At 34.7% G+C, this 11,632-nt stretch carries 15 protein-coding genes and 1 pseudogene; 6 read left to right on the top strand and 10 right to left on the bottom strand.

Annotated elements, in window-relative coordinates; translation table 11 throughout:
• Positions 1–38: 38 nt before the first annotated feature.
• Positions 39–230 carry an abortive phage infection protein gene (locus ACQCPR_RS05515; protein ID WP_427138449.1) on the bottom strand — a complete coding sequence of 64 codons (192 nt, stop codon included), beginning with the start codon at positions 228–230 and terminating at the stop codon, positions 39–41.
• 123 nt (positions 231–353) lie between these two features.
• Here ACQCPR_RS05515 and ACQCPR_RS05510 point away from each other — a divergent pair, with 123 nt between their 5' ends.
• From ACQCPR_RS05510 to ACQCPR_RS05500, 3 genes are all read left to right on the top strand, one after another.
• A complete protein-coding gene (locus tag ACQCPR_RS05510; RefSeq protein ID WP_090563100.1) occupies positions 354–542 on the top strand; it encodes a YkvS family protein in 189 nt (62 codons plus the stop codon).
• Between the two features lie 61 nt (positions 543–603).
• Positions 604–1,215: a CPBP family intramembrane glutamic endopeptidase gene (locus ACQCPR_RS05505; RefSeq protein ID WP_427138448.1), complete on the top strand. Its 612-nt coding sequence runs from the start codon at positions 604–606 to the stop codon at positions 1,213–1,215.
• A gap of 136 nt (positions 1,216–1,351) precedes the next feature.
• Positions 1,352–1,981: a hypothetical protein gene (locus ACQCPR_RS05500; RefSeq protein WP_427138447.1), complete on the top strand. Its 630-nt coding sequence runs from the start codon at positions 1,352–1,354 to the stop codon at positions 1,979–1,981.
• Between the two features lie 701 nt (positions 1,982–2,682).
• Here the strand turns inward: ACQCPR_RS05500 and ACQCPR_RS05495 are convergent.
• Entirely contained in the window at positions 2,683–3,129 is a 447-nt protein-coding gene (locus ACQCPR_RS05495) for a MarR family winged helix-turn-helix transcriptional regulator (RefSeq protein ID WP_269921434.1), read from the bottom strand.
• A gap of 75 nt (positions 3,130–3,204) precedes the next feature.
• A complete protein-coding gene (locus tag ACQCPR_RS05490) occupies positions 3,205–4,260 on the bottom strand; it encodes an ATP-binding protein (RefSeq protein ID WP_427138446.1) in 1,056 nt (351 codons plus the stop codon).
• 180 nt (positions 4,261–4,440) lie between these two features.
• Between ACQCPR_RS05490 and ACQCPR_RS05485 the strand changes: the two genes are divergently transcribed.
• Positions 4,441–6,195: a B12-binding domain-containing radical SAM protein gene (locus ACQCPR_RS05485; protein ID WP_427138445.1), complete on the top strand. Its 1,755-nt coding sequence runs from the start codon at positions 4,441–4,443 to the stop codon at positions 6,193–6,195.
• Between the two features lie 317 nt (positions 6,196–6,512).
• Here ACQCPR_RS05485 and ACQCPR_RS05480 read toward each other — a convergent pair whose 3' ends face one another.
• Positions 6,513–6,932, bottom strand: a complete 420-nt coding sequence (locus ACQCPR_RS05480; protein WP_427138444.1) for a phage holin — start codon at positions 6,930–6,932, stop codon at positions 6,513–6,515.
• 12 nt (positions 6,933–6,944) lie between these two features.
• Positions 6,945–7,331 carry a hypothetical protein gene (locus ACQCPR_RS05475; RefSeq protein WP_427138443.1) on the bottom strand — a complete coding sequence of 129 codons (387 nt, stop codon included), beginning with the start codon at positions 7,329–7,331 and terminating at the stop codon, positions 6,945–6,947.
• 95 nt (positions 7,332–7,426) lie between these two features.
• Here ACQCPR_RS05475 and ACQCPR_RS05470 point away from each other — a divergent pair.
• Positions 7,427–8,663 (top strand): annotated as a pseudogene (locus tag ACQCPR_RS05470) (IS3 family transposase); the annotation flags it as partial.
• A gap of 170 nt (positions 8,664–8,833) precedes the next feature.
• Here ACQCPR_RS05470 and ACQCPR_RS05465 read toward each other — a convergent pair.
• The 5 genes from ACQCPR_RS05465 to ACQCPR_RS05445 all read right to left on the bottom strand — a co-directional run bounded on the left by ACQCPR_RS05465 (position 8,834) and on the right by ACQCPR_RS05445 (position 11,247).
• Positions 8,834–9,340: a hypothetical protein gene (locus ACQCPR_RS05465; RefSeq protein WP_427138442.1), complete on the bottom strand. Its 507-nt coding sequence runs from the start codon at positions 9,338–9,340 to the stop codon at positions 8,834–8,836.
• A gap of 144 nt (positions 9,341–9,484) precedes the next feature.
• Positions 9,485–10,294, bottom strand: a complete 810-nt coding sequence (locus ACQCPR_RS05460; RefSeq protein WP_427138441.1) for a hypothetical protein — start codon at positions 10,292–10,294, stop codon at positions 9,485–9,487.
• A gap of 102 nt (positions 10,295–10,396) precedes the next feature.
• Positions 10,397–10,540 carry a CD1375 family protein gene (locus tag ACQCPR_RS05455; RefSeq protein ID WP_427138440.1) on the bottom strand — a complete coding sequence of 48 codons (144 nt, stop codon included), beginning with the start codon at positions 10,538–10,540 and terminating at the stop codon, positions 10,397–10,399.
• A gap of 31 nt (positions 10,541–10,571) precedes the next feature.
• Positions 10,572–10,709 (bottom strand): hypothetical protein, encoded by a 138-nt coding sequence (locus ACQCPR_RS05450; protein WP_427138439.1) that lies wholly within the window; start codon positions 10,707–10,709, stop codon positions 10,572–10,574.
• A gap of 235 nt (positions 10,710–10,944) precedes the next feature.
• Positions 10,945–11,247 (bottom strand): hypothetical protein, encoded by a 303-nt coding sequence (locus ACQCPR_RS05445; protein ID WP_427138438.1) that lies wholly within the window; start codon positions 11,245–11,247, stop codon positions 10,945–10,947.
• Between the two features lie 156 nt (positions 11,248–11,403).
• Here ACQCPR_RS05445 and ACQCPR_RS05440 point away from each other — a divergent pair, with 156 nt between their 5' ends.
• Positions 11,404–11,547, top strand: a complete 144-nt coding sequence (locus ACQCPR_RS05440) for a hypothetical protein (protein WP_427138437.1) — start codon at positions 11,404–11,406, stop codon at positions 11,545–11,547.
• Positions 11,548–11,632 lie beyond the last annotated feature (85 nt).

Below are 11,632 nucleotides of genomic sequence, written 5' to 3'. Positions count from 1 at the left end.
TGACTAAACCAATAGATGTACGACAATTTATGACATTCTTAGCTTCTTGGAGTATTTAAATAGGTATATATTACCCGTCCCCCTTGTTCTGCATTACCAGAGAAATGTTTAAAATCTTCTCTATGGACTAATACTTCTCTAAAAGCTATAAATTCATTTTTTTCTACGACTATATTTTGAATATCCCCATTTTGTAGCATATTAAGTTTTTCTTCATATGATTCTTGCATATGGATCAATCCTTTCGTTGATTTTTTATATTTTTTTTAAGAAGTTTAGTGAAAATACTTTACGTAGTCCTTATTTTAAGGCAAACTGTATTATATTATGTTCTTAAGGGGATGGGACACTCTATGAAAATAGCTGAAGTTGGGAATATTATTGAATTCAAAGATGGTCTTCAAGGTATTGTAGAGAAAGTTAATGAGAACTCGGTGATCGTTAACTTAACTTATATGGAAAACTTTAACGAACTCGAAACAGAAGAGAAAACAGTTATCAATCATAAGCGTTATAAAATATTATATAGTAATGAAGATTAAACGTCATGCCGTTCCTCTCAAAAAGAAGGACGGTTTTTTAAATATTAGAAGGATGTGTATTATGTTTCGTCAATCACCCATTTATCAACTTGTACTTTCATTAATTCTTGCTTATTTTCTATCATGGATCACTTTTTCAAATGAGAAGGTTTTTTGGTACTTTTATACTTTCTCAGTATTTTTTCTAATGGCAGCCTTCTTCTACTTTTCCAAAATAGAAGAAGACAACAATTCAATCCACTCAATTATCATTGGGTTTATGTTTGGAGCACTTTCCTATGCTGGCATACTAGGAGCTTATCTTTTAATGGACATGGGACCATCCTATTGGACAAACAGTATTGATAATTTTTTAAGCCATTATGGTCCATCAGCCATCTGGCATTACCTTTTGCTAATATTCATTATTGCTCCTGGGGAAGAAGTTTTTTGGAGAGGATTAATCCAACAACATTTGAAAAAATATATGCAACCTAAATTTGCCGTTATTTTGAGCTCCCTGCTTTTTGGGTTGTCGTTCATTTTCACTGGTTTTTGGATAGGTATATTAGGAGGATTTTTCGTCGGTGTCATCTTTGGTATACTATATGAGTGGAAAAGAAGTATCACTGCCATAGTTCTTGCACATATTACACTGCTAGTTTTATTGTTTTTAGTATTGCCTTTCACTTGAAACAAATAAAAACCCTTTTCGTCTATATAAGAAAGGCGCAAGCGCTTGAAGAATTGCATTTGGGGATAGACGCTGGAGCTAGACAAATGCTGACTAAAGGAAGCACTTGGTTATTTAAAAAAGGAGCTGAATACGGATGAAAAAAATTTATACATTGTTTACTATTTTAGTACTAACAGTTCTACTCACAGCATGTGGGACAAGCACAACAACTGAAGAACAGGATAATTCCAATGAAACAGTAAGTGGCACTACCGAACAAACAACTTCCCCGGAAGAAACGGAAAATATTGAAACAGATACAGCACAATCCACTACTTCTCCTGAAAAGGCACTGGAAGGAGCCATTACAGAAAGTGATAGTCAAAATTATTCCATCACTGTTGTAGAAGGCTACGAGTTAACAGGTGAAGAACCTAACAAAGACTTGTTGTTCAATAAAAACAATGATTTACAGTCAATGCGTATCGAGACTTTCTCTGCAGATGAAATAACAATCGAGGAAATCCAAGAAAATTTAGTTTCAACTTTACAAGCATCGAATGAATCTGCAACTGTTACAGATCTTAAAGAAGAAAATCTAGTTCCTACAAATGATTCCATAGATAATACTTCCGCTCATCAGATTGAAACACCTGAAGGTAAGGTTACAGGTTTTGCATTTGAACGAGAAGGAATGATTGTTAAACTAACAGTATTTGACACAACTGATTCTCCATCACTAGAAACATTTGTACAGATGGCAGAAACAATTAAAGCAAAATAAGCTAAGCTTAAGTACTCTTTCAGGCCAAAATCACTTTCTATCTTTTTGGAAAGGCTTTAGGCAGACTTGTTGCTATTATATTGCCCAGTGATTTATAAGTATGTTGGTTGGTTGTGACGTGCGTCACAACCAACCAACATACTTTTTTTAGTATAATCCGTCGCACTCCTATTCTTAGAGTCTTTGGGATAAGTTGAGATATATAATCCATCACATCGACGCGTTAGCGACGGTGATGGCTCATTGCTTCCCCCGGGGATAGCATTCACCTGTATTTATTCATTCTTTTAAGGTCAATGAAACTTTTAATCACAGGATATTTTTATATACTTTGAATCAATTTCATAAAGAATATTATATAGTTAAATCCGAACAACGCTGATTTCGCTCTAGGCAGACGCTTTCCGCGGGCACAGTTTCAATCTCCTCGTCACTACGATGCTCCTGCGGTTACTCGTCGCAAAGACATTGGTCAAACAAAGTTCGACCAATGTCTTTCCTGCGGGGCTTTCAGCTCGCGCTGTTCCCGTTGGAGTCGCCGTCTGCCATTCCAGTCAACGAGATCGCTTTTTAAAAAAAGAATAATATATTGCGATATTAAGTAAACATTCGTATTTTTAAATGAAACAAGTAACTATGAAATTGACTCCTTTCTCTAATAAAAAAACTGCGTCCCATACTGAGGGGCGAAGTTTTTTTGGTTAATAAGATAAGTTTTTAATAGATAGACCTAATTTTTTTATGAGTTCAATTACTTCCTGCTTTTCATCTTCAGCTAATGCATCCATGAGACCTACTAATTGTTCCTCATGACGTGGAAATAATTCATCCATAAACTTGGTGCCTTCTGCAGATATTTCAGCATATGTCACACGTCTATCAGTTGGACTCGATACTCTTTTAACATAGCCTCGTCCCTCAAGTTTATCAACGACATACGTGATTGACCCACTTGCCAATAAAATCTTATTACCAATTTGCTGAAGTGGTTGCTTACCTTTATGATATAAAAGCTCTAGCACAGCAAATTCTGTTGGATTTAAACCATTTTCCTGGAAAAACTGATTGGTGCACTCATGTATTACTTTATGAGCACGTGACAATACTATAAATAGTTTTAGCGCACTGTTTGATTGTTCTGCTGTCATAATACGTCATCCTCACCTATATAAAATACATTACCCACTATTATATAGGTCCTTGGTTTGTATTGTCAAAAAGCTTTATAAACTATTTTGACATGGAAGGATGAAATCGAAAGTAGTTCCTTCCCCAACTAAACTTTTAATCTCTATATTTCCACCATGTTCTTCAATAACTTTGTAGACATGTGATAGCCCAAGACCTGTCCCGGTTGATTTTGTAGTAAAAAAAGGTTGGAAAATTTTATTGATATGTTCATCTTCTATCCCATGTCCTTGATCACTCACAGAAATACTAACAGAGTTACCAAGCTTGTATGAAATATTAACATGAATATTTCCACCATTAGGCATTGCTTCTATGCCATTTTTAATAGCATTTATAAATACCTGTTTCAATAATAAACTATCTCCATAAACTCGACATTCTTTTTTAATCAGACTAGAAACATTAAGGTTAATTGATTTTAATAATGCTTGAGGAGCCATAAAATTCACAACTTCTAAGATTGTATCTTCTACATTTATGACAGTAAACTTGGATTTACTCGGTTTAGAGAGTTCTAAAAATTGAGTGAGGATTTCTTCCATTTTATTGATTTCGTCATTTATTACAGTTAAGTATCGCTTTGCATCTTCTGTTGCATTTTGATTTAATAATTGTGTAAACCCTTTTAATGATGTCATAGGATTTCGAATTTCATGTGCTATACCTGCTGCCAGTTGTCCTAATGTACGAAGAGATTCTGACTGATCCAGTCTTTTCTTCATATACATTTTTTCCGATTCATCAGTTATCTCAGCCAAATAATGCCCACTATCGTTTTGCTTGGAAATTACTATATGGACATATTTATATTCACCAACAAAAGTTTGTAATTCCCCATGAATCTCCGAATACCCTTCGTTTAGAAGCTTGTCTAAGAAGCTACTTTTTGCTTCAATGGGATTATTAAACAAACTATACAGTTGATGTGCATTCATTCCAATTACTTCACTTTTATTCGTTTGTAAAATTTTTTCTGCATAAGAATTCACATCTAATATTATTCCTTTGTCGTTTATAAATATAAGTCCACTTGAAAAAAGCTGAAATATATGTTCAAACTTTTCCTTATACTCGTATTTTGTTAACAAGAAATACACCAGCCCTTTCTGAATTTACAAACTACATTCTTATGATGGACAACAAATATTTATTTATATATTCTGATTATTCCATAACCTTGGACAGATTGACATAATGCATATGACCTATATTGTCGACAGGATTATTGGCTGATACAATAGAAATGAGAAAAAAGGAGTTTATGAAAAATGAATATAATATTGACCACCTTGAATGCGAAGTTTATTCACACTAATTTAGCACTACGCTGTTTAAAAGCATATGCAGAACCTGAGTATCACCCCTCAATAATAGAGTACACAATAAAAGATCCAACTTTCAATATTGTTTCAGATCTTTATCAAAAGAAGCCTAATGTTGTTGGTTTTAGCTGTTATATTTGGAACATTGAAGAAACGATAAAAGTTATTAAAATGTTAAAAACTGTTGACCCATCGGTAGTTGTCGTTTTAGGGGGACCTGAAGTTTCCTATGATACAAATCTCTGGTTACGACAAATAAAAGAAATCGATTATATTGTCGTAGGAGAAGGAGAACAATCATTTAAAGATTTACTAGATTTTTTATCTCAGAAACGGATGATAAATGAGGTTCCTGGTTTAGCTTATGTACAAGATGACAAATTTATACTTAATCCGCTACCACCAAAACTCGACTTAAGATTATCCCCCTCCCCCTACCGTTTTGACGAAGATATCCCCGATCTACCAAAACGTATTGTCTACGTGGAAACAAGTAGAGGATGCCCATTTTCTTGTCAATTTTGCTTATCTTCTATAGAAGTTGGTGTGAGATATTTTAATCGGGATAAAGTAAAAGAGGATATTCGGTTCTTGATGGACAATGGCTCTAAAATTATTAAATTTGTGGATCGTACATTCAATATTAGTAGAAGTTACGCAATGGAAATGTTTCAATTTTTAATAGATGAACACCAACCAGGAGTAGTTTTTCAATTTGAAATCACAGCAGATATTATGCGCCCTGAAGTTATTCAATTTCTAAACGAGAATGCTCCAGCGGGATTATTCCGGTTTGAAATAGGTGTACAATCTACAAACGATTTAACAAATGAACTTGTTCAACGTCGTCAAAACTTTGAAAAACTAAAACGAACTGTAACTATGGTTAAAAGTGGTGGGAAGATTGACCAACATTTAGATTTAATAGCCGGTCTTCCAGAAGAGGATTATTCTTCTTTTAGAAATACATTTAATGAAGTATTCGAGATGCGTCCTGAGGAACTTCAATTAGGATTTTTAAAATTACTTCGTGGAACTGGTCTACGCGTTGAAGCTGAAAAATATGGCTATGTCTATGTAGACCAAGCTCCATACGAAATATTCTCTAATAATGTATTAAACTTTGATGACATTTTACGCATTAAACAAGTGGAGGATGTTTTAGAGAAATATTGGAATGCACATCGAATGGATAGTACTCTCGAATATTTATTCGAACATGTATTTGAAACACCTTTCGATTTTTTCCAACAGTTCGGTACATTCTGGGAAGAGAGGAACTGGTCAAAAATCGGCCATCAACTAGAGGACTTGTATACTAGACTTTATGCGTTCTTAGAAGGACTAGATAATATTTCATTACCTACTATTCGAAGTGTAATGAAAATAGATTATTTATCTAAACAAAAGTTCCAACCTCGCAAACCTTGGTGGAATAATGATCTCAATAAGGAAGAACAATCTAAAATGTATAAATTATTAGTAGAGGATCCCACTCTAGCCGGAGAATCATTTTCTACATTACAGTTGAATGAACGAGAATTATATAAACAAACATTTATCACACCAATTTCTATTAATGTAGATGCATTTATGCAAGGATTTATTGAGGAAAAAGAAGGTTATTTATTAACTACCTTTGGAAAGACAGAGACACCTCATTTATCTTTTGTTAGCGGAAAAACTGCATCTCATATTTAGTTTTATTAAAATTTGATCCAGTAAAATTCGGAAAATCATTAAGAATCAAAACCTGATTTTATATTTTCTGAAGTGCCTAGGACGGATACTTTTTGTTATATTTTCGAAAAACTGGTCGTGACCTGCTGTCACGACCAGCCTTTATTTTTTCAGTAATCTTAACAGATGAAACATCACAACGTATCGAAGAGGCGGGGATGGTTCATCGCTCACCCTGCGGAACGCGTCCACCAGAAACGAAAATCAGTAGCATTAAGCATTTTTAAAAGGTACTGCAAACCCAGAGTTCCCAGGTCATTTATAAATACTTTCCTATTTCATAAAATGAGGTGGGACAGAGCAAAAAATTGATTTCCATTCCAGGGACGCTTTCCACGGGCGTGGATTGCAAAGACTGTAAAACTGGTTAGATTCACATAACAATCACCTCCTTCAAAATAAAAAGCCGCCAGATGGCAGCTTATTTTGGTTTTTGGTTCCTTGTATTTCATAGCTCGTGGACTATCATTAAGACCTTTTGTAGTTGGATCAATTAAAGAAGTCACTACAGCAATAAATACTGTAATAACTAAATGAGGAGTTAAAATAGCTTTTTTAGCAATATCCCAAACCCTCTGCCAAGTTGTTAAATCCTCTAGATTAACTCCAAAAGAGACTCCTATTGGTGCTACAATCGCCAATACTAATGCTGCATAAAATAATCGGTTTTTAAATCGTACTTTCCAGTTGATGTTCATAAACGTTTCCTCCTAGTTTTTTAATATCTCAATAACTGCTGCAACTCCTGCTAATATTCCACCAGATCCACCTAGCACCCCGATAAAACCAAGTGCAATTTTTGCTCTTAGACTCAATTGCTTTAGAGTAACTTTTTCTTTCAACACAAGCTTTTTATCATCTGTACCAAAGTAATGATCTACGAATCTTCCAAGTAAGTCCCTTGTTTGTTGACCATCTTTCATGACTGTTAACTCTAAGCTAGTTTGAGATGCGGTGATTTTTCCTATTTCTACTCTAAATTCTTCTTGTACTTCTTCTAACTTTTTAAGTCTTGGTAAAACCTCCTCATGAAATAACTCATCATGTTTAATTACCTTTTCAAAGGTATCTTGCATTGAACCTACTCCTCTTGTCACCCTCTCACCCCTTTTTGGTAAATAAAATGAGCACCCAGTTTGAAGTGCACCCCAATTGTTAGACACAATCTAACAATTGGAGGTGTATTTTTTTTATGTCTAAATTTACATTTGAAGAAAAATTATTTGCAGTACAGAGCTATTTGAACAACGAAGGTGGATATAAGACAATTGCCAAACAAATTGGCACGGTTCAATCAACAGTAGTTAAGTGGGTGATGCTCTACAAGCAATATGGGATAGATGGGCTTATGAAAAGCTATACAAATTATAGTGCAGAGTTTAAACTAAACGTACTAAATTATATGAACGAACATAGGACGTTTTTGTATGAAACTGCTGCCATTTTTAAAATCCTTTCTCCTTATACGATTACAAAATGGAAAAACACACTCGAAAAAGCTGGAGTAGACGCCCTAGAATCAAAAACAAAGGGGCGTCAATCTTGAAAAAAGAAACAAAGAAAGCAACACCAACTGAAGGGTCATTTGAAGCATTACAAGCAGAAAACGGGCGTTTACGCATGGAGAATGCCTATTTAAAAAAGCTGAACGCCTTAGTTCAGGAAAAGGATGCACTACAACGAAAGACAAAGCGCAAGTAGTGTATGAACTAAGGGAAGAATTCGCTGTTAAAAAGCTAATCAAAGTTGCGGGGATAGCACGTAGTACCTACTATTACTGGATAATACCTTTGGGCGTGGAGATAAGTATGAGGAAGTAAAATCAGTTATCTCTTCGATTTTCCACGAACATAAAGGTAGATACGGATACCGTCGTATTACATTCGAACTGCGCAATCGTGGATATCAAATCAATCACAAAACGGTTCTTCGCTTAATGAAGCAGCTTGGTTTAAAATGCCTTGTGCGCATGAAGAAATATCGTTCGTACAAAGGGCCTGTCGGAAAAATTGCGCCTAATATCTTAAAGCGTGATTTTGTAGCAACGAAGCCGAACGAGAAATGGGTAACGGATGTGACTGAATTTCATTTATTTGGTGAAAAACTCTATCTCTCGCCCATACTTGATTTATTCAATGGCGAAATTATTGCATATAACCTAGAGTCACGACCAGTATATCCACTCGTTTCGAAGATGTTAGACCAAGCTTTGATGCGTTTATACGGGAGACGCTCCAATTCTCCACTCAGATCAAGGATGGCATTACCAAATGAAACAGTATTCTAAAAGTTTAAAAGCACATGGGATCACGCAAAGTATGTCCCGTAAGGGAAATTGTCTTGATAATGCGGTAATTGAAAACTTCTTTGGGTTACTAAAATCCGAATTACTTTACCTACAAGAGTTTGAAAGTATGGCTCACAATAAAAACTTTTAATCTTTGTTTATCGACTTTGTTCGTTTGTTTTTTACTTTAAAAAACAAAAATGGTTAAATAAATTTATCAATTCAATATCCTCAAAAGAATTAATACTATAGTCCAACTAGTTCATAAAAGAACGCTCCAAATGGAGCGTTCTTTTTGAAATCTACTAATTATTATTTTCCTTTTTCTTTATACTTATGAATAATTTTTAGTGAAGTTTCAGGTAAATAAGGCCATGCTGCATTAGCACCTTCAAAAAAATGATCTTCTTCTGCAAGATGCCAATATAACCTAGCTTCTTCATAATGATCAACGTGTAACCTTTTTATAATTTCTTGATATTCTGTAAAGTTCCTGATCTCAGTAACACCAAGTCCCAATAAATATACAAGGCCGCTATCACCAACTAAACTTTCTAACAGCATAGAAATTGCTTGCTTACCTTCTTTAAATAACATTTGAGGATCATACATACATGTCGAATCATGATGCACTATCCTAAAATTTTCTACTAAACTATCATCATTTCCTTTATACCACTCTAAACACCCATCTTCTATACTTTCAATAACTTCGCCACAGTTATCGCAAATCCATTGTTGTTTGGGTTTTAATCTTGTATCCAACTCAGAAAAGACAATAATAAAAATCCCCCCATTTTTACTAAATAAAACCAACATAGGATAATTATATTATATATCTAGCAGAAAAAACATTCTATTTCTACTGTTAAGAAATAGGTAGAGTTTTAAGTCTATAATTATATTATTTTGTATAACTACTTAAAGGTATGACGCAATATGTTCCTAATCTGAATAAATCTCTTAATTTCTTTGGTAAGATTTATCGTACTTGCTATTGTTTACTGAAATCGAGAAAAAAGGATTTCCATCTCCTCCAATTCCTGTAGAAAAACTTAGTTCTTCATCTCCATTTCTCCAAATAGCATCATAGTACTTACCTTCTCTTAAAAAAACTTCATTAGGTAAACCAATTTCTGCGGACACAACTTTTATTAAATCATCTCGAAACTGGATAAATTCTTTATCGCTGTATTTATTTAAGCTAAATCCAGTTTGAGACAAATGATTGATTTTTTTATCATCAGGATTATAAACAATTATTATTATTTCACTTTCAAAATCTTTATGTTTTAATTTTGTATTGACCCCCTTATCTCTGACTACTAGGCAACAATAGCCGTTCTCGTAATTGGTGGTATTTAAAGAATTTATAACATTTTCATCATTCATCCCCCATTTCAAGTAAGGAAAGAATTGTTTTGTTATCCCCTCCACTTGCAAGACTTTTTTCTTTGATGGCGTTTCATATTTCACTTTTGAATTTTGGGGGATGAAATTTCCACCACCTACACCATAAAGACCTCCGTGGTTACTTTTATAATTGTATACACGGTATTCCTCTCCTTTTTTCATCGTACGAACAGTTATTAATGATCCGTTGCTGCCCAATTTCACAAGTGTTGTATGCGCAAGAATTGTTGCTTTACCAATTTGACCAATTTTTAATTCTGTTTTCCCCCACCTAACTCTTGTTGATGCTTCTGTTACTGTAACATTTGATATTAATAAAGTTATACATACCATTACAAATATTAGAATGCTTCTTCTCATTACGCTGACCTCCATTTTTAAACAATCATTCGATATATCGGTCATCTTTCATATTAATTTACTGAAACTCACGCTTGCATATACTGAGGTTAATCAATTTCTCTATTTAGAGATTGGATTCCCTTGCCCATCTAAACCAAGTGTAGCTAAATCGGCTAATACAGGTTCTTTTGAATGAGCTGGCACTTCCTCAATTGTTCTGCGTTTCCCTGCGATTAATCCACTAAAAATTGCTACCATAAACATAATATTACCCCCAATTATTTTTAATAGTATTTTAATTGCTATAATCTGTATCCAATACATATTGAACACCCTCACGATCTTGTTCTGGAACATCCTCTATAGTTCTTCTTGGTGGTTCTGCGGATATCAAAGCGGCAAAGATACGGTGTATAGGTTTAATTTCTGGCATTTAAAAACCTCCTGACATCAGAAGGTAGAGTTCGGCTATTGCCTCTTTGTTGTTTAAATCTTCTTCTTTAAGTTTTAGGTTTTCTTGTTGTAATTTTTCTATATCAGTCGGTGGTTGTGGCTCGGGTTCTTGTGGAGGATTTTCGTCCCAGTATTTTTGTTTTCTCTCTGTTAGGGTTTCCGTAATACCTAACTCATTCGTTCGAGACTTATATATCCCTTATTCGTCTTCCCATTCAGATCCTGCCATTATCTAGCCCCTCCAACACTTCAAGTGTTCCAGAATTCACAACTTCTCCGCCTACATTATTAAAAATTTCCAAGTTTATACTGTCTATGTTAGGCGGAACTGTAGGGGTACCCCCACCGTTAAAGGTTCCGAATACATGATGATAATCTCCTATGTTTCCTTGATAAGAGAAAAAACGACTACTAGAGTAATAACGTGGTCCAAGCCCGCTCAAATTTTCTATATCTAAAAGAAATTCCGACACGTTCCCTGGTGCTTGTCCCCCTATTGTTAGATTAGGAATTCCCACGTACTCCACAAGAACAGAAAACTCTAGTTGGTCGTGTGTTTAACCTAATTGATCGAGCGGTAGGTGATGTTCGTGCTGAGGTAGAAGTTATGGGTATGCAAGCCTCTTGCTAATGGAGAATTATCACTTGCAATGGATGGTGGAGGAACCCTTAAAGTGAATTACCACGTACCATCTGGTAACAAGGAAGCTCTTGCAGGTACCGATATTTGGGGTACTGATCGGCTCGGCCATGGGGACATTAAAATCACAGCTAATACCTATCTCATATTTCTGTTAATCATGAGAGAAAATCAATAAACTTATTCGATTCCTATCTAAAAAATGACTAAAAGGGGTCAAAAAGGGGTCCAAATGAATACTCCCCCTTTTTAACCCCTTGATA

Source organism: Psychrobacillus psychrodurans (assembly GCF_050209195.1).
GTDB lineage: Bacteria > Bacillota > Bacilli > Bacillales_A > Planococcaceae > Psychrobacillus > Psychrobacillus psychrodurans.
Note: the sequence above shows the minus strand (reverse complement) of the source record. Positions and strands in the feature narration are given on the sequence as shown.